Here is an 18,091-nt window from a genome sequence, read left to right on the forward strand (position 1 = left end):
TTGACCTTCAAGTGGCTCGAACGTTTACCGTTTCACCCCGTGTCCCTCCTTCTTCCCGGTGTGCTGTCGTGAGCGCGCTCGTCGCCTGGCTCGAACGCCGCCAGATCCCGCTCTACCTCGCCGCGATCGCCGCCGGCGCCGCGCTCGGACTGCTGCTGCCCGCCGCGCACGGCCTGGAGGTCGCGATCGAACCGGTGCTCGCGCTGCTGTTGTTCGCCACGTTCCTCGGCGTCCCGTTCGCCGCGATCGGCCGGTCACTGCGCGACGGCCGCTTCCTCGCGGCGGTCGGGGTCCTGAACTTCGTCGTCGTCCCCGTCGTCGCCTATGGCCTGTCTCGGTTCGTGGCGGACACTCCGGCGCTGCTGTTCGGGGTGCTGCTGGTGCTGCTGACGCCGTGCATCGACTACGTGATCGTCTTCGCCGGCCTCGCCGGCGGTGCTTCCGACCGGCTGCTCGCCGCGGCACCGCTGCTGATGCTCGCGCAGATCCTGCTCCTGCCGCTGTACCTGCTGCTCTTCCTCGGACCGGAGGGCGTCGCCGTGGTCGAGATCGGCCCGTTCGCGCGCGCGTTCTTGCTCCTGATTGTCGTGCCGCTCACCGCGGCCGCTCTCGTGCAAGCCCTCGGTCGCCGGCACCGGGCGGGCCGGGTAATCGAGTCCACGATGCTCGGGCTCATGGTGCCGCTGATGATGGGGACCCTGTTCGTCGTCGTCGCCTCCCAGGCCGGCGCCGTCGGCGCGGTCGCCGGACAGCTGCTCGTCCTCGTCCCGATCTACGCCGGCTTCCTCGTCGTCATGGCCGCCGCCGGTCTGGGCGTCGCGCGCCTCTTCCGCCTCGAGTACTCCGCGACCCGCGCACTCGTGTTCAGCGGCGCGACCCGCAACTCCCTCGTCGTCCTGCCCCTCGCGCTCGCGCTGCCCGCGTCGCTCGCGCTCGCTCCGGTCGTCGTCGTCACGCAGACCCTCGTGGAGCTCGTCGGCATGGTCATGTTCGTCAGGCTGATCCCCCGGCTCGTCCGCGACCCGACGGGCACGCACGTCAGAGGAGCATGATCAGCAGATGAGATTCGAAGTTCTCCACATCGACGCGTGCCCGAACTCAGCGGAAGCGATCGGGCGCCTCCGCGAAGCTCTCGTCGCCACAGGGCACCCCGATGCGGTGGTCGAGACCCGACTGCTGCGAACGCCGGAAGACGCCGCGGATGCACCCTTCGCCGGATCACCCACGATCACCCTCGACGGGACCGACCTCTTCCCCACGACCGGGCAGACGAACGACCTCGCCTGCCGCGTCTACGCGACTCCCGCCGGACTCGCGGGTGTGCCGACAACCGCGCAAATCATCGACGCAATCACTTCTCGTGCCCACTGACACTCCTCTGATCTGCTCGTGCTGCGACCGACCCAAGAACCGCCACCAGCTCCACCAGCTCAACAACGGAGCCGCCTTCATCTGCCGACGATGCGGACTGTGGATCGCTCTCCGCATCGAACGCCGACGCCCGTCCAAACCGTCCCGGTAGGGGATCGTCCTTCGGGACTGTAGTCGTCGGCTTCCGTTAACCGTCGAATACTTCGCCGCTGGCGAAGGCAGCGTCCTCGGGCAGCAGAGAGACCAGAGGCTCGGGGCAGCTGTCGAGGAGGACGCGCCCTGCCGACGGCATGGGATCACCAACGAACTCCGTCTCGATCCGATAGCAGGTGTACACCTCGCTTGGACTCGCACCGTCGTCGATGGGGGAGCGGGGGCCGGAAGCGATGAACACCGAGACCTCAGCGGCGGAGGGCGTGGAGGAGAGGTTGTAGAGGACGACGCCGCCGGCGTCGAGGTCGATCTCCGTGGCTGTCGATGGACTCCCGTCCCAGCGCGTGCCGCTGAGCGCGGCGAGGTAGGGGTCGGGCTCGTTGACACGTGGCTGGTAGAGCTCGAATGACAGGGGGTCTTCGAAGGCGGCGATCTGGCGCCAGAGCACTCCGTCGATCCCGCTCTCATAGCCGCGGTACTCGGTCGGCCCGCATCCGGTGAGGACGAGAGTCGTCGCGCTCACCGCGATCGCAGATGCGACAGTGCTCACTCGTGCCACGCGAGTCACTCTAGGTGTCGTTCCGCCGCTGCTGGCGTCCCGGATGGGGATCGTTCACCGGGCTGCTGCCTGACCTCTTCGTGAAGGTCGGCTCTTCACCTTTTCTCCGTGTCGGCCGTGCGGACGCTCTCCGCCGGCGTGGTGGAGAGGGAGCCGAGGAGCTGTAGCGCGTCGTGGTCGGGGGTGCCGGGTTCGGCGGTGAGGACGGTGAGCTGGATCGCGGGGTGTCCGACGAGGTCGAGGCCGTCGAAGTGGAGCGTCATCGTGCCGACGGCGGAGTGGTGGTAGCGCTTGGTGCCGGAGTCGTGCTGCCAGACGTCGTGCCGGGCCCAGAGGTGCCGGAAGTGGTCGCTGCGGGTGGAGAGCTCGCCGACGAGGTCGTGCAGCTCCTTGCTGTGCGGGTCGCGGCCGGCCTCGGTGCGCAGCTGGGCGACGTTCATCCGTGCGGTGGCGTCCCAGTCGGGGTAGAAGAGCCGTGAGGCGGGCTCGAGGAAGAGGAAGCGGGCGAAGTTCGGCGGCCGTGTCGTCGCGGTGGCGATCAGGTCCGTCATCAGGGCGCGGCCGAGGCGGTTCCCGGCGAGCAGGTCGGTGCGGCCGTTCCCGATGAGGGCGGCGGCGGTGCCGACGGAGTCGAGCATCCACTGGACGCTGGGGGAGGGGGTCCACCCGGGCGTCGGTCTCGCCCGGCTCCGGGTCGACGGTGCGTCTCCGGCGCCGCGGGCGAGTCGGCCGAGGTGCTCGCGCTCGGCGTCGTCCATCCGTAGGGCTCGGGCTAGTCCGTCGAGGACCGCGTCGGAGGCGCCGCCGATCGCTCCCCGCTCGAGTCGGGCGTAGTACTCGACGCTGACGCCGGCCAGCGCGGCGGCCTCGCCTCGGCGCAGGCCCGGCACCCGCCGGTCTGTCCCGCGCGGGAGGCCGACCTGCTCGGGCTCGACGCGGGCGCGGCGCGACACCAGGAACTCGCGGATCTCGGATCGATCGACCATGCGGCAACAGTAGGTCGACCCTCGGCCGCAGTGGGGCGCCCTGAGAGGGCGCGTCAGCGACGGGACTCCCGGGGGCCGGCACCGAGCGGTTCGCTGGGTCGTACCGCGGAGGCAGCACTGGTCGACCACCGCGGTCACCGGCTCGATTCGACCACGGAGGCACGGATGAGACTCGCCCTGAGCATGACCGACGACCGCGAGACCGACAACTCCCCGATCCGCCGCAGGACGGCCGCGTCGTCGCGTCGCCGCCCGGGAGTCCTCCTCGGTGCTCTCGCCCAGGCGGGGCTCGTCGCGCTGCTGGCTCCGGCTCTCGCTTTCGCCGTTCCGGTCCCGCTCGCCCCTGCGGAGCGGGCCGCGATCACCGTCGAGGTCGACGACTCGCCCGCCGCGCGCTCGATCGCGGCCGGGCTCCCCGCCTCTCTGGTGTTCGAGGACCGGATGGGCGCCGCGCTCGTCGCCGAGGACGTCGTCGTGGCGGGGGCCCTCGCCTCAGTGGAGCCGGTCGCCGACTACCGGGCGGGAGATGTCGTCTGGTCGCTGGACCGCCGCGAGCTCGTCGTCTTCACGCACGAGGGCGCGGGGGTGGGCGACGCCGCGCTCGTCCGGGTCGGCACGGTCCGGTCCGGATTCGCCGACCTAGAGGACTGCGTCCGTGACTGCAGACTCAAGTTGTCGACGGTCGAGTCCGAGTCCCGATAGGGGATGGTTCACCGGGACGCGCACACGGGCAGATTCGCCGCGGAAGCGATGACTCAGTGCCTCCGGCTTCGATTCACGCCGGCGGATTGGGGGAGAAGTCGAGCGCTCGGGTGATGATCAGTGCAGCCACGTCGCGAACGCTGATCCCTTCTGCGAAAGCGTAGGCGCGGATCATCAGCAGGGCGTCCGCGGGTGTCAATCGCATCTGGCTCACTACCATCCCTACCGCTTGATGCACTTCTCGGCGCGAGAGCGCGGAATCGCGGGCGAGCGTCCCGTCCGCCGGAAGGCTCATCATCTGCTCGGCCACGGCTTTGGCCAGAGTTCCCGATAGTCGATTGGCGAGCTGCAGATGCTGAGCATCGAGCCGCATCGAGGCACTGCTGTAGAGGGTGACGGCGCCGATGCTCGAGGTGCCGACCAGCATGGGAACGGCGAGGACCGTCCTCGCTCCGGCTGCCTCGGCGAAGAGCCCGAAGACCGGCCAGGCAGCGAAATTCCGCTCCTCATCGACATGCAACTCGGTCGGACGGTACGTGCGGTGCGCATCCCAAGCTGGCCCCTCCCCGAGGTCGATTTGCATCTCGTCGAGAGTCGCCGCTCGATGGCTCGTCGCCGCCAGCGTCTGCGCGTCAAACGGAGCGCCGAGCACGGACACGGCAGCGTCCTCGCCGGGAAGGATTCTGACGAAGGACTCCAGGAGCCACACGATTTCCTCACCGGAGGTACCGTCTCCGTGTCCTGGCAGGTGCACGCTCACGACCGAAAACGAGACGCGCGCGGCAGCATCCTCACGCCTTGCTCGTCCATCGGTTGATGGCGTCCTCGGGCTGTCGGGGTGCGCGCCGCTCGTACACCGTTGTCAGTCCCGGAACTCGTCGTAGTCGGGATATGGAGGCTCGTCATCAATCATGGGATGCGCCACGTAGCGCTCGTTCTCGCTGATTCGGGAGCGGATGTTCGCTACAGCCGCCTCGGCGGCTTCCGATGCAGCTGCCTCATCCACACCGACCGCCTGCAGGTCGACCGGGACAGCGACGAGCTCGCTTCCGGCGTTCAGGGTCAGCTTCGCTTCGACCAGGCGACCTTGCTCGGTGAACGCGGGGATCGTGACCGTCTCGGAGTGCTGCTGTCGATCGATCGCTGTCACCAGCTCGAGCAGCGCCTGCACCACTGCATCCGTCGTGAACAGACTCCTCGACGCGTAAGTCAGCTGCTGCATGCGTCCATCGTCGTCAGATCGGCAGTGCAGCGCGACGGGGTTGTCGCGGTGGCTGCGGAGAAGGTAGCGAGAGCGATCGAACGTCCCGTACGGGGATCGTCCTCTGGACGGTAGAACCACCTACTGCGATCCGGGCATCCGACAGAGCCTCCAGCGCGCTTCGGCCCCTAGTTCCATCGTCCTTCCCAGTCGTAGAGGGGAGCGCTGGTCGCGTATTCGCGGAGCCATGCGATCTTTCCGTCGCGGACGGTCGCGAGCGTCGATCCGTCGAAGGCGTGGTCCGCTCCGTCCCAGTGGCACTCGAGTCGCCACTCGACCGCGATGCGGTCGCCGGCTGTGAATTCGTTGGTGATGGTCGACCCGAGTACGCGTCCGCCGGCCGCCAGCCAGGACTCGGCCCAGCGGAGGACCGTCGGAGCGCCTCGGTACACAGGGCCGTAACTCTCGATGACCACGACGCGAGGGTCCTCGCCGGGAGTCGACGGTGGGGCTCGTGCTGTCCTATCTCCTGCTGGCCGTCGCGGTGGTGCCGGTCGTCATCGGGTCGTTCGGGCTGCTGGCGGCGCGCTGATCGATCGACATCTCGTCGGGGGATCGGTTACCGGTCGTCGTGCGGCGCAGTTGTGCCGTCCTGCCCGGAAATAGCCGTTCTGGTATCCCTGCTTGCTTGAGCGGGAGCCTCGTACCCGCAGTGCGAGGCTCCTCTGACTCGGCCCGGCTCGAACGGGCTGCCATCCTCACCATGCTGCGGGCAGGGCGTCCCCTTACTGAATAAGAGACGCTTTGGGCGGGCGCGCTCGACGGCAACGCGGAACGCGAGGTGTCGACAAGAACGGTGCGAGCGAGGCGCGCGACGCGTCCCGGTCGGGGGTCGTTCACCGCATCACTTCGGCGAGCAGGATGCGTCGCGTAGGGGCGCGGGCGGCAGTGTCCCGTAAGACCCGCCCGATGAAATGGCCGGTGACGGGGCGGCTATCGGGACACTGGCAGGGTGGATCAGAAGACGATGCTGCGCACCCGAGCTGAGGTGCTCGACGACCTCGAGCGACAGCTGCGTTCCGAGGCCAACGTTGCGGGGGAGCGGATCGTGCGGACGGAGAACGGCTTTCGGCTGCAGGAGACGGAGACCTTCACGGTCGAGGTGTGGAGGATGCTGTTCAACTGGCGCCTCGTGGTGATGCCGCCGCATCAGCAGGTCGAGACGACTCACGGGTACTGCTACTTCGGCACTGGCCTAGTGAGCTTGGCTCGCGCGGTCGCTGCCGGCCTGCAGTGGACGGATCCGATGAACTCTGCCCCAGAGGGGTTCGACAAGCAGGCGTTCTAACGCCTATCTATTTCTGACCGCGGTGAGCTTGCCACGTTCGAGAGTGCCAGCACCCGTCGGTCTCAGCAGTGCGGGCGATGAGTTGTCAGTAGGGCATGGCCGACCCGTCAGCGCCGAGGCGGTAGAGGGTGGTGCTGACCGGGGCCGCGTCGCCGCCGTCGTAGAGGCCGCGGGCGAGCTCGCGCAGGCCCGCCACCGCATCGGCGTCCTCTGTGCCGCAGACGTGCATCGACACGCGCTGACCGATCGCGATCACCGGGTCGCCGGCGACGAATTCGTCGAACAGCGTGTGCAGGAACCCCGCCCTCAGGATCAGGGACGCCGCGAGCTCCTCGCTGCCGGGCGGTGTCGCGAGGAGGAATCGCCCGTCGCCGCCGGACACCATGGGGTCGATGCGCGCCAGCCAGGCGAGCGCCTCCGCGGCGAGCGACTCGACGGTGTGCCCGAGGCGCGCCGCCGTCGACGCCGTCACGTACTCCCACGCCCCGTCCCGGTCGAGGACGTGGGCGACGGTCAGCCCGGACTCATGTGGCGCCAGGATCGGAGCGTTGGAGGCCGCGGATCGGGCCAGCAGCGCCGCCGCGGCGCGATCGTCCAGAACCAGCGGGAGGATCGGCACAGCGTCGGTACCCACCCGTGCCCGCCCCGTGGCCGGATCGGCGACCACGGTCACCGCATCCGCCGCGCCGCTTACGGGTCGGCGCCGAGAGAACAGTCCCATCGTGTCCCGATCTCCTTTCGAACGTCTCGGGCGAGGAGGGGCGCCTGAGCCCCCTCGACACTCGCCATTTCGCGAGCCTAGGCGCCGGGCGGCCCAAGAGCTGCGTTGTCGGCGTCGGAGCTGCCTCGCCCCGAAACCAGAGGGTTGCTGAGACGCGCCGAGCTGCGATCTTTCACGATTGCGGTGTTGCGACTGCACTGTGGTCGCGCTTGGGATGAAGAGAAGCGGCCGCCGGCGTTTGCCGATGACCGCTTCTCTCAGTGGCTGGTAGTCCCTCTCATCGAGGTGGTTCTTCGACGCTGAGGTCAGCAGAGTGCTGCGCGCACCTGGCGGACGGTGGACAGTGACACCTTTGCGCCGAGGCGCTCAATCCTGCGCTGCAGCGCAGAGTCGGTCGTGGCGTTGCAGGCGGCGGCGATGCGCGGGTCGGTCGCGTCGATGCCCAGGCGCTCGAGGACCGCGGCGACCTTCGCCGGGATGGCGGGCTTGGGTGCCTCGGTACTCGAAAGCTCGCCGTCGATGCCCGTGCGGTCCTGGCCCGCGGTCACGAGGAGAGGCGTCGGAGTTCCTCCAAGGGGGACGTCCTTCCAGAACTCGGGGATGCAGTCGATGGGGAAGGGCTGGAACGAGATCTCGACGTTCCCCGGAATGACGCCGGTGATCGCGTAGGTGCCATCCGGGTTCGTCACTGCCCCGCGCCCCAACAGGAGGTTGATGCGGTTCACGGCTCCGACAGAGATGCCTCCGGTGGGGACGCCGTCGCAGGTGACCCGGCCGGAGACGGTCGAGCCGAGAATCAGGGTCGAGTCGGCCGTCGTAGTGGAGTCGGCGACGATGTCGACTTCGGACGCTTCCGCAACGGTGAGGACCCCGTCCCACATCTGCGCCGCCCAAGGGCTCCCCGTCGGCGGGAGGAACGCCACCTGGTAAGAGCCGGTCTCGACGCTCAGGGAGTAGTGGCCCTCCGCATCGCTCGTTGCACCGTCCCCGACCTGGTACCCCTGGTCGCTGACGGGGATCACGTCGATGCCAGCGACGGGACCAGCTCCGGCGCCGCTCACCGTTCCCTGCAGCGTCCCGTACGCCACGTCGGCTTGTGCCGGCACGGCGGCACCGACAGTCAGCGCGGTGGCGAAGGTCATGGCTGCGATGCCGATGGATGTCATGCGTACTCGGCGGCTGGACTGTCGGAGCATGTGATTCCCCTCTCACGGCCGTCGCACAGGCGCGACGATCCCGCTCGCACGGTAGCGGTTCCAGGTCGGATCGCATCAGCCACACTCCTGGCACCCGTCGGGGTGGAGCGCGTGCAGTGCTCGTCGCCCAGCTGACGTATGTGGCGACGTTTGTGCTCGAGCGACACGTTGCGCGTCGGCCAGCGACGCGGTCTCTTCTGATTCCGCCGACGTGCTCCTGGGCTCCGTCAGTGGCTGGCTGACCATCCGGCGAGCAAAGGGCGCTGAGGAGTGCTGACGAGAAGGTGGCGGCGCTCAGGTGTCGACTCACGGCACGACCAAAACGAGCTGAAAGTTGCTGCTCTCGCGCGGCGAGAGGAGTGACGCCCTGATGCTTCCGGGCCATTTCGTGATGGTCGTTACTGTGGAAGAACCGTTTGCGTCTGCGGGCCGGTCAAGGAGGGATTCATCGCGTGGCTTCTCGGGTGGATCTTGTCGATGATCTGACTGGCGTGCCGATCTCGGCCGGGCGCGGTCGAACGGTGAGTTTCTCCGTCGATGATGACGCCTACGAGATCGATTTGACCGCGGCCAACATCGGCTACCTCCACCTCGCTCTCGCGCGGTTCGTCGACGCTGCACGGCCACTCTCGGCCGCGCCAGTCCGACCACGCGTGACGGCTGTCGCTGCGAGCGCGGGGCGTAAGAGTCCTGAGATGTTGGCGGCGATCCGGCATTGGGCGCGACGCCACGGATACGAGGTTCCGAGATCCGGCCGATTACCCTCCGACGTTCAAGCCGCGTACGACGCGGCGCACTGAACCAGCATCGGTATTAGACGTTCACTAGACGTCTACCTGACTCGGCGAGGGGTACCGCGACTCGCACGACTCCGCGCATGCGCCCCGGTTGGCCTACGGCCTGCGATTCGGTCGGGGTCCCGCTGTCCACCTGTGTGCAGGCCAGCCTTAGCGAGAGCTGGGCTGTGCACAGGTGGTCGGGGGCGTCTGCGACCGACTGCGCCCGCGTTCTACTCGTCTCACGATTGCACGAGGTTCGGCAAGGTAGATCGCGTGGCGTGCGGTCGGTGCGCACTGCGAGCCGACCCCGACGTGGTCGAGAGACAGAAGCCCCTGCTCGATCAGGGCTCGAGCGGCGGCTCACGCCCACCATCCGGTTGTGGCGTTCAGCTGCTGCTTGGCGTCTCTCGACCGCTGGCGAGCGAGGCAAGTTGGAGAGCTTCGAACAGGTTGTCCGCGGCTCCTTGGCGATCGTCCATCGAGAGATCGAACACTGCGTCATCGAGCTTCGTGCAGATGACCTTCTGCCAGTCCGCGGGCAATGTGCCGCCGGCGATCTTTGACGGGTTGGGCTGCCCCTTCGACGTCACGGTCATGACGGCTTCGTAGCAGTCGCGGATCCGGTCGTGAAGGATCTCTGGCCGGTCAACGTTCACCTTCGCGCCGCCGTCGCCGTCGACGCCCTGCTCGACCTGGGTGAAGATGCTGGTGAGCTGCGATTCGTAGTCGTCCACGAATCGGATCCTACTGACGCAGCTGCCCAGGCTCCCCGCCGGTCGGGACGGAAGAGCCCCCGCGAGCTGAGGCTCGAGCGGGGGCTTTCCGACGTCAGCGGGGGTGCTGAGTCGGGTCGATGTTAGTCGACCGGCCAGGTGGCGAGCGCCTCGTAGGGGGTGAGGGTGGGGACACCGTCGACGTCCGTGACGGTCATTCCAGGTTCAGTGAATCCGGCGGCATGGGCGACTGCGGCGAGCACGAGACGCGCGTGTGTGTAGTCGAGTCCGGAGATGTCTTCGCGGAGGTCGACGGGTGTGCCGTGACCGAGTGAGGTGGCGATGCGGGCGATGCGTTGCTCGCCGCCACTGAGCGCGCCGATCTCGTAGCCGAGGCGGTCGAAGTCGACCGCGCTCGTCTTCCAGGCGTTGTCGGTCCGGACCCACGGAGCGCCCTCGTAGACGAGGCCCGAGCGGATCAAGAGCTCGACCGCCGCGGCGAGCGGGTTCGACCCCTCGGCCCACTCCCGGACCTGGGCGTGGAGCGCGTCGTTGCCGTCGGTCACGCGACCTGCTCCATCGACTCCGAGGGGACGCCGTCCGTCGAGCTGGCGACGTCGGCGTCGCCGGTCGAAGGCCGGCGAGTGCGCGCCACTCGCGCGCGCGTCTGTTCGGGTCGAGGGACGCCTGCTGCGCGGAGTTCCTTCTCGGACCAGCCGCACGCGAGCGCGGTGGACCACGCCTTAGCGTGGCGGGTCTGCGCGTCACTGAGAGCGGTCCGCGCGGTGTCGGTGTCGTTCGCTGCGGTCACGATTGACCGCACCGCTTCGACCCGTCTCTCGACGGTGGACTCGAGGAGGCGGCGAGCCGCCTCCGCTGCCTCTTCAGGGTTCCGAGTCACGTCGTTCATACCCCGAGACTACCGAGAACGGCAGTCGATCGGGTACCGAAACGGGTGCGCTCGATCAACTCGGCCGTGGGCACACCTTGATGATGCTTGCGGAGTAGAAGGGCAGAGCAAGCTATAGGCTTACGTGCCGTAACTTGCTTCTCGTTCTTCCGCTGCGCGGCGATCCTCGGCATACTCGCCGTATGGTCCCCGCCGGTTGGCGGGTTCGCTGCGCTGGGCCTTGAAGGGATGGTGACGCTCGTGTCCGAGTCGAGTGAGCACCGTCTGTTCGGTCGCAAGCGACGTGCGAACGCGGGGGGTGAGTCTCGTCGCGAGAAGCGGTACGTCGTCATGGTCACGCCCGAGGAGGATGCGCAGCTTCGGGCTCGGGCGATCGTGCGTGAGGTGACGGTGCCGCGATTGCTGTTCGAGTCCGCGACGGCCGAGGACGCGGTCATCACCGATGCGGAGTTCAAGTCGGTTGCCGCGGATCTGATGAACATCCGCAGCACGATGGGGTACGTCTCGAACAACCTCAACCAGCTCGCCCGGTTCGCGAACACGGAGAGCCGATTCCCCGACGAGGCGGAAGCGGCGATCGCTGACTACCGCGCGGTTGTTGCGGAGTACCGGGCGGCGATGAAGAGGCTGGCCGGCGCGTGATCCCGAACGTGACCCGGGGTGGGCGCATGTCCGGACTGATGACCTACCTGCAGGGTGAGGGTCGGGCGAACGAGCATGAGGAGCCGCACCTGGTCGCCGGTAACGGCGCGATCATGGCGGAGTACGGCTACGGGGAGTTGGACCGCGCAGCAGCCCTCGCGATCGCTGCCGATCTGGACGAGCCGCGCCGCGTCTTCGGCACGTCGGTCACCCGTTCGAAGGAGGTCACGGATCCTGAGACGGGTGTGACGTCGAAGGAGCGCGTCGACGCTGACGTGTGGCACTGCTCGCTCTCGATCAGTGCCGAGGAGGGCCAGCTTTCGGACGAGAAGTGGGCCGAGATCTCCGAGCGGTTTGTGGAGCGGATGGGGTTCGCCGGCGCCGACATAGGCAAGGCCGATTGCCGGTGGGTAGCGGTGCGTCATGGCCTGTCGAAGAATGGCAACGACCACGTGCACATCGCCGTGTCGTTGGTGCGCGAGGACGGCACGAAGGCGTCTGTCCATCACGACTTCTCGAAGGCGCAGACGATCACGCGGGAGCTCGAGCGGGAGTTCGAGTTGCGGCCGTTGCACGAGTCCGAGCGCGCAGGGGCGCAGCGCGGTGAGAAGCCGGCCGAGCGCGAGTCCTCATTGCGCCGCGGTGCTACCGAGGTCGACGCGAAGCGGTTGGAGCGGAGCCTGCGAGCTGCGGCTACCGCGTCGCAGGACGAGGGCGAGTTCGTGCGTCGGATGCGCCGCGACGCCATCCTGATTCGTCCGCGGTTCGCGGTCGGACGTGATGACGTCGTGGTCGGCTACTCCGTGGCGCTGCGCCCGGAGAAGGGCCAGCCCGTGGTGTGGCACGGAGGCGGCAGGATCGCCCGCGACCTCACGCTCCCGGAGCTGCGGAAGGGATGGCCGGACCGTCCCGAGTCCGCGACCGAAGCCGTGGGGGAGTGGCGCGCGACGTCGAAGAATCCGTGGCAGTACCGGCCGGCGAACCCGGGGCGCGAGGAGAGCGAGATGTCTCCGAAGTTCTTCGCCATGTACGCCGAGGACATGCGCCGGCTGCACGACTACATCGCCTCCGTCGACCCGTCCGACAAGGCCACCTGGGCACACGTCGCCCGCGAGACGTCCGGCGCGTACGCGGCATGGTCGCGGCGCCTGGAACCGACGCCCGGACCGCTGGCCGAGGCGTCGCGGACGCTGGCCCGGTCCGCGCAGCTGCGAGCGGGCGAGTCGCGGCCGCGACCGGTCGCGATGCCGTCGATGGCGACGACCGCTGCGCTGATCCTGGTGCAGGCCAAGCGCGGCCAGAACGCGGCCGCGGAGGCTCTTCTGTTGAAGCAGCTCGCGCAGACCACCGCGTCGATCTTCCGTGCCGCGAAGGCTGTCGGGGATCTGCACCGGTCGCAGGAGCTCGCGCGGATGATGACGCAGCGCCTGACCGTCGTGCGCGACGGCTACACCGCGCAGATCACCGCCAACCAGGTCGCCGCGCTGACGCCGGAGCAGCAGGCCGCGAAGCAGCGCGCGGACCTCGCCGCGGGTCGCGGCGGGCCGGTGCCCACGCGCCTGACTCCCGCGGCGGAGCCGGCGGTACAGGCGCCGACCACGAAGACTGCCGGCACGCGTGAGCGCGACGATTTCGAGAGATAGCGAGAGGGGACAGAGCTATGAGCGATGGGGACAGCGTTGAGGATGAGGTCGGACAGTCCGCGCGGGTCGCGCTGACCGTCGCGCTCCAGCTGGGTGACAAGTTCGCCCGACTGCGAGAGGACTTGGCGCGTGAAGCGCTGCGCAAGAGCGAGGCCGACGCGCGCGCACTCGCCGCCCGGTTCTCCGCCGAGCGCGACGTCGCGCGTGCGCAGATCGCTGTTGTGGACCGCCCCGACTGGTGGCAGCGCGCCGAGTTGAAGCAGGTCGCTGACGTCCTCTCCACCGCACAGCAGTGGAAGGACCTCGACCCTGTAGCCGAACGTGCCACACAGACAATCGCGCGTGAAGTCCAGGACCGCTATGGCGTCGACGTCGCCGACATCGCGGACAAGCTGCGCGGCGACCAGCCGGTCGACTTCTCCGCTGAGAAGGCCCTCGCTGTCGTCGCAGCCGCTGAGGCCACCGATCGGGTGCCCGAGTCCGGCTCTGCGGACCCGCTGAACGAGGTGAAGGCCCTTGCCGGCCATGACGCAGCGGTGGACGCTGCGATCGCTGAGAAGTTCCCGCAGCTCCTCACCGAGGACCAGCGCGCGGCCGTCGACAGAAGACGGGCGGAAACCGTCGAGACGACCGTCGAAACCGCGGCCGTCGCCGGAATGATGGACGCCGAACAACGGCGTGCCGACGCGACGCGGGACGAGCCGGCCGCCCCGACCGATCAAGGCGGAGCGGAGAACGGTCAGGAGAACATCGATCAGGCGGCCACGCTCGAGCTGCACGCTCGCGAGTACGAGGCGCAGGCAGAGGACGGCGGAACCTCCGAGCAGTCGCCCGACCAGCTGCGTGCCCTCGCGGACGACGCCCGCGCTCAGGAGCAGCTCTACCGGGACGGCGCCGGTGCGCTGACCGTCGCCGACAGCACCGCGGCTTCCGAGCTCGCGGCCGCCGGCGGGGACCTCAACCAGTCCATCGCCGCCGACGTCGAAGCAGGGCGTCTCGACCAGTTCGCGGCCGAGGCGGAAGCCGCCCAGCTCGACAGGTTCGATGACAACTACGAACTGGCTCTCGACCGCGGTGACGTTGACGGTTCAGTCGATGTCTTACAGAGTGAGGCAGACCGGTTCGAGCGCGAGGCGGATGCCGGTGGAACTGCGACGCTGACCCCGGAACAGCTGCGCTACGACGACGCCGAGAACCGCGACGAGGCCGCCTACTTCCGCAGTGATCTCCTGCCCGCCGAGAGCGGTCGTTCCGCTGACGCCGTTCCGGTTGGCGCCGAGGGGCGAGCAGATGCGATGCGATCGGAGAGCGAGATGTCGTACGACAGCGCCGCTCGTCGCACGGCCACCGCGAACGAGATGAAGACCCACGGGATCCCGCAAGACGTCATCGATGTGCGCATGCGCGCCGACGTCGCCCAGGGGCGGCCAGCGAGCGAGGCTGTCGCGCAGTCCGGCCGTGTCCACGTGCCGAAGACCAACCGCGGACGTTCAGCTGCGCGATCGCCGGAGCGCGGCGAGCAGGCCCGTTAGTTACTGTCGGCGGTCCAATCGAGGGCCGCGGCGATCTGCTCGGCGGTCGGTAGTGCTGCCTGCTCTGCAGGCGGTAAGGATTCGTAGGTGTAGCTGGAGACGGCCATGGGGGAGCCGGTCTGGCTGAGGGCGTAGCGGACGGTGTGCTCGTTGTGGCCGCCGCAGATGAGGATTCCGACCGTGGGCCGGTGGAAGTCACGTCGCATCCGGTCGTCGACGACCGCGACGTAGAACCCCAGCTGGCCGGTGAACGCCGGCTCGAACCGGCCGGTCTTCAGCTCGATCACCACATACCGCAGCTGCTCGGTGTGGAAGAAGATCAGGTCGGCGTAGAAGTCGTCACCGTCGACGTCGAAATGCACCTGCCGTCCCACGAAGGCGAAGCCGGCGCCGAGCTCTCGAAGGGTGTCCACGATGCGATCCATCAAGGCCTGCTCGAGCTCACGTTCCGCGACGTCTCCCGTCAGCTCGAGGAAGTCGAACACGTACGGGTCCTTCGCGAGCTGGCGCGCGAGGTCCGAGTCGGCGGGGGCGAGCTGACCGGCGAAGTTGGAGGGAGCGGAGCCGATTCGCTCGCGGGTGCGGTTCATGATCTGGTTCGAGAGCACGTTCCGGGACCAGCCGTGCTCAGCGGCGGCCGCCGCGTACCACGCGCGGGCGTCGGCGTCGTCGAGCTTCTGCAGCAGCAGGACGATGTGACCCCAAGGAAGGAGTCCAACAGCTTGTTGGACTACTTCCTCGCGCGACGGCCAAGCCTGCGCGAAAGCGCGCATGCTGAAGAGGTTCGACCTCGAGAAGCCCTTCATCTGTGGAAATTCGGCACGTAGGTCCTCGGCGAGGCGAGTGACAGCGAAGCCGCCCCAGGATGCGTTGGCTTGCCGCTGCAGGATTGCGTGGCCGAGCTCCCAGTACAGCTCGACGAGTGCCGTGTTCACCCTGCGCTGTGCCGTGAGTTGGGCCGAGCGCACGCGCCACTTCAGCTCGGCGAGGGTCGCGGCGTAGTCGTCGGGGAGTGTGCGAAGTTCGGAGACCACGCCTCAGAGTAGAGGGAGCGATTGTCAGATCGGCTGGTGAAACGAAGGCTCAGCCCTAGCGGGCTCGTGCTACGCGGGACGTCCGCTACAGCTCGATGAGGCGACACGGCAGCAGGATGCGGCGACATGTCACGACCTCCGCGACACTTAGTTCCATGGATGTCGAGCTTTTGGCAGTGAATGCAGTGAACGACGTTATTGCTCGTTGCCCGGGCCTCAGATCAGAAATTGCGACTAATGACAAGACTCCTTTCACTGACGGCCATATAGACCTGTACTCCGGAGAGCGCAAGAAGAACACTGAATGGAGCGGACGCGTTTCCGTGCAGGTCAAGGGACGCAAGCGCGCACCAAGTAAGAGAGGAGTGCCCAAGTTCTCCGTGACCCGAGCAAGCCTCTATGCCTATCAGCGTAACAGAGGAGTCTTCTACTTCTACGTCGCCATCAATTCCAGGACGGGGGACGGTACCATCTATTATTCACTGTTAGCCCCATTCGCCATACAGGCCATCTTGGACGCACATCCGGAGAATCAGAAAGAACTTCCAATTCGGCTGAAACTCCTCCCTGCGGATAAGCGACAAGTTAGAACACTCCTTTCGCTGGCCGCTGACGCGCAGAGGCAAGACGTCGAGACTGGTTTCGATCCAATCCTATTCGAGAACATGGACAGTATCACCATCCAAAGTGCTGAGGACATCGATTTCTCGGTACCAGCTAGCCTTTCTCCCGCAACTCATGATTTGACCATGACGTTGAATACTAGAAGCGGTCTGGCCGTACCCCTTGGGGGTGTCCTGCAACTTCTTCCCGGCTCGTATACCGAGCGTCCCTTCAGTGCTTCGGTCAGAAGCGGCGCTGAGACCTTTAGTAACGTGACTACTCAGAGAATCGACGAGAATACAGTTCGACTTCGACTCTCTCCGGGGCTAGAAATTGTAATGGTAACCAGCGCCGGAAAGCTCTCCGCAACGGTTCACCTCAATCCAGAAAACGACCTTAATTCTCGCCTCAAGTCTCTCAATTTTTTTGCGGGAATGCTCGACAATGGATTCATCACGATTGGTAATGATCGTGTGCCGTTTGCTGCGGAAGAACTTCCGGGAGACAGATCTTTGCGAGAGCATCTAAAAGGCGTGACGAAACTCGCGGAGCTATTCGACTTTCTTGTCGTCGACAAGGGACTCATCAAGATTGATGAAGTCTCTGCGGCTGAGATCGATGATCTTCTGCGCCTGCGTCGTGCTCTGATTGATGGAGAGGAACTAGAGCTCGACACCGACATTCTTTCTCTGGTTCAGCTTCCGGTCGGGCGGTGGAAGGTAATTTGTCTCGCTCTTCAAGGCAAAAAGCCAGGCTACTGGAAATTCATTGACCCGTTCAGTGCAACAGATCCGCAACAATTTGCTTGGCGAGCCAAAAGTGGCAATCGAACTGTGATGATAACCGCTTACGACGCGATCGGTGAGGACGACGTAGCGACCACTCTTAACTTGCGGTTGTCCAATATAGTTAGCTCCTATCAGGAGGTGCCGAAAACGTCTGAGACTCACTATCTAACCAACCGGTCTGTGTTGCGACTTATATCAGCTGCTGATCTTCAGGAGGAGAGGCGGGAAGAATTCCTTGACGCGGCGGTTGAGCTAAGTGCTTGGTTGGTCGCACAAGATGAAACGAATGCTGCTTCTCTTGTAAATTACTGGCAGGTCCTTTGGCGGCAGGGGGCGCTCACTGCTGAGCATATAAAGTCTATCCGCACTCTTCGCCGGTCGATGACATCCGATTCCACAGACCGGGCTATAGAGACACAATTTGCCTGCTCGCTTCTCCTCAATGATCGCGAGGAATCCGTTGAGTTGAAAGCCTTGCTTTCTGAGGAACAGGTTGCGGAGCTTCAAGGCTGGCCCATCTGGCAGCTATACGAAGCGATTTTTGAGTAGCTGACGGGAAAAGTGTCTTTCGCGGCCGGGCGGCCAGGCCTCCGAAATGTGCCACAGGCCGTGGCACATGTGCCGTGGGTCCCATCCGGATCGTCATCGGTAAGCTCGATGACCTGTAGAAGCGGGACTGATAGGAGGCACCCGCGGTCGAGTTTGTGCGATCTCAAGACGTGCTGCTGAACCAGATCAAGAACCGTACCCGTGAACGCTCCTGATTGGCGGCCAGCCGAGTTGGCGCGGTAGCTTTCGGGAGACCCTCACGTCTTCGACTGCCTCGACCCGCCGAATGGTGCCTCTGAACGGGACTCCGAGCAGGCGCTCACGGACCGGTCCCCGCAGACCCGGCACCGCTTCCGGCATTCGCCGATAATCGACGTTATGTCAGTTTGTAGAGGACGGGCGCCATCGGGCCTCGGCCTCCGCGGCGTAACACGGGGCGCAGCTCTCTGACCGCCTCGCTTTCTGGGTACAAACGCAGTGCTTGTAGAACCACGTTTCCAGCGACGCCTGCCGAGAGTTTCAAGTCCCGTGCATGGCTGGTGCGACGCGGGCGCCGGTCATGCGGACGTTCCGGGTGTCGCGCGGTAGAAATCGGGACCGTTCTCACCGTTCGTCGCGGCGGACCCGGAAACCCGACCGGCAGGCTGCGCTGTCGGCTCTG

18 protein-coding genes are annotated in these 18,091 nt (G+C 66.5%); 7 read left to right on the plus strand and 11 right to left on the minus strand.

What is annotated here, in order from left to right:
• Positions 1-68 precede the first annotated feature (68 nt).
• Entirely contained in the window at positions 69-1,052 is a 984-nt protein-coding gene (locus GSU72_RS20005) for a bile acid:sodium symporter (protein WP_159987021.1), read from the plus strand.
• 506 nt (positions 1,053-1,558) lie between these two features.
• Here GSU72_RS20005 and GSU72_RS20010 read toward each other — a convergent pair.
• Together GSU72_RS20010 and GSU72_RS20015 are read right to left on the minus strand one after the other, a co-directional pair.
• Positions 1,559-2,074, minus strand: coding sequence for a hypothetical protein (locus GSU72_RS20010; protein ID WP_159987022.1), 516 nt, complete (start codon positions 2,072-2,074; stop codon positions 1,559-1,561).
• Between the two features lie 104 nt (positions 2,075-2,178).
• A complete protein-coding gene (locus GSU72_RS20015; protein ID WP_159987023.1) occupies positions 2,179-3,069 on the minus strand; it encodes a helix-turn-helix transcriptional regulator in 891 nt (296 codons plus the stop codon).
• Positions 3,070-3,234: 165 nt separating this feature from the next.
• Between GSU72_RS20015 and GSU72_RS20020 the strand changes: the two genes are divergently transcribed.
• Positions 3,235-3,771, plus strand: a complete 537-nt coding sequence (locus GSU72_RS20020) for a cyclophilin-like fold protein (protein WP_159987024.1) — start codon at positions 3,235-3,237, stop codon at positions 3,769-3,771.
• Positions 3,772-3,844: 73 nt separating this feature from the next.
• Here the strand turns inward: GSU72_RS20020 and GSU72_RS20025 are convergent, their stop codons facing one another.
• From GSU72_RS20025 to GSU72_RS20035, 3 genes are all read right to left on the minus strand, one after another.
• A complete protein-coding gene (locus tag GSU72_RS20025) occupies positions 3,845-4,531 on the minus strand; it encodes a GAF and ANTAR domain-containing protein (protein ID WP_159987025.1) in 687 nt (228 codons plus the stop codon).
• A 102-nt stretch (positions 4,532-4,633) separates the two neighbouring features.
• On the minus strand, positions 4,634-4,993 hold the full coding sequence (locus GSU72_RS20030) for a hypothetical protein (protein ID WP_159987026.1): 360 nt from the start codon (positions 4,991-4,993) through the stop codon (positions 4,634-4,636).
• A gap of 167 nt (positions 4,994-5,160) precedes the next feature.
• Positions 5,161-5,448, minus strand: a complete 288-nt coding sequence (locus GSU72_RS20035; protein ID WP_159987027.1) for a nuclear transport factor 2 family protein — start codon at positions 5,446-5,448, stop codon at positions 5,161-5,163.
• A gap of 536 nt (positions 5,449-5,984) precedes the next feature.
• Between GSU72_RS20035 and GSU72_RS20040 the strand changes: the two genes are divergently transcribed.
• Entirely contained in the window at positions 5,985-6,320 is a 336-nt protein-coding gene (locus GSU72_RS20040) for a hypothetical protein (RefSeq protein WP_159987028.1), read from the plus strand.
• A gap of 85 nt (positions 6,321-6,405) precedes the next feature.
• On the opposite strand, the gene GSU72_RS20045 is transcribed toward GSU72_RS20040, so the two are convergent.
• The 5 genes from GSU72_RS20045 to GSU72_RS20070 form a co-directional block, all read right to left on the minus strand.
• On the minus strand, positions 6,406-7,041 hold the full coding sequence (locus tag GSU72_RS20045; protein WP_159987029.1) for a hypothetical protein: 636 nt from the start codon (positions 7,039-7,041) through the stop codon (positions 6,406-6,408).
• A gap of 305 nt (positions 7,042-7,346) precedes the next feature.
• Positions 7,347-8,207, minus strand: a complete 861-nt coding sequence (locus GSU72_RS20050; protein ID WP_159987030.1) for a carboxypeptidase-like regulatory domain-containing protein — start codon at positions 8,205-8,207, stop codon at positions 7,347-7,349.
• 1,195 nt (positions 8,208-9,402) lie between these two features.
• The gene (locus tag GSU72_RS20060) at positions 9,403-9,750 is read right to left on the minus strand and encodes a hypothetical protein (RefSeq protein ID WP_159987032.1); all 348 of its coding nucleotides are present in this window, start codon (positions 9,748-9,750) and stop codon (positions 9,403-9,405) included.
• A 122-nt stretch (positions 9,751-9,872) separates the two neighbouring features.
• Positions 9,873-10,295 carry a hypothetical protein gene (locus GSU72_RS20065; RefSeq protein WP_159987033.1) on the minus strand — a complete coding sequence of 141 codons (423 nt, stop codon included), beginning with the start codon at positions 10,293-10,295 and terminating at the stop codon, positions 9,873-9,875.
• A complete protein-coding gene (locus GSU72_RS20070) occupies positions 10,292-10,639 on the minus strand; it encodes a hypothetical protein (RefSeq protein WP_159987034.1) in 348 nt (115 codons plus the stop codon). Before GSU72_RS20070 ends, GSU72_RS20065 begins: the two co-directional genes overlap by 4 nt.
• A gap of 228 nt (positions 10,640-10,867) precedes the next feature.
• On the opposite strand from GSU72_RS20070, the gene GSU72_RS20075 reads away from it, so the two are divergent.
• The 3 genes from GSU72_RS20075 to GSU72_RS20085 are packed head-to-tail and all read left to right on the plus strand — an operon-like array spanning position 10,868 to position 14,456.
• Complete coding sequence (locus tag GSU72_RS20075) at positions 10,868-11,281, plus strand: plasmid mobilization relaxosome protein MobC (protein WP_159987035.1); 414 nt, start codon at positions 10,868-10,870, stop codon at positions 11,279-11,281.
• Entirely contained in the window at positions 11,278-12,924 is a 1,647-nt protein-coding gene (locus GSU72_RS20080; RefSeq protein ID WP_159987036.1) for a relaxase, read from the plus strand. Before GSU72_RS20075 ends, GSU72_RS20080 begins: the two co-directional genes overlap by 4 nt.
• A gap of 17 nt (positions 12,925-12,941) precedes the next feature.
• Positions 12,942-14,456: a hypothetical protein gene (locus tag GSU72_RS20085; RefSeq protein ID WP_159987037.1), complete on the plus strand. Its 1,515-nt coding sequence runs from the start codon at positions 12,942-12,944 to the stop codon at positions 14,454-14,456.
• Here GSU72_RS20085 and GSU72_RS20090 read toward each other — a convergent pair.
• Complete coding sequence (locus GSU72_RS20090) at positions 14,453-15,490, minus strand: PDDEXK nuclease domain-containing protein (RefSeq protein WP_159987038.1); 1,038 nt, start codon at positions 15,488-15,490, stop codon at positions 14,453-14,455. The two genes, GSU72_RS20085 and GSU72_RS20090, sit on opposite strands and share 4 nt — an antisense overlap.
• 155 nt (positions 15,491-15,645) lie before the next feature.
• Between GSU72_RS20090 and GSU72_RS20095 the strand changes: the two genes are divergently transcribed.
• Entirely contained in the window at positions 15,646-17,430 is a 1,785-nt protein-coding gene (locus GSU72_RS20095) for a hypothetical protein (RefSeq protein WP_159987039.1), read from the plus strand.
• Positions 17,431-18,091 lie beyond the last annotated feature (661 nt).

Origin of the sequence: Rathayibacter sp. VKM Ac-2760, from assembly GCF_009834185.1 — a bacterium.
GTDB lineage: Bacteria > Actinomycetota > Actinomycetes > Actinomycetales > Microbacteriaceae > Rathayibacter.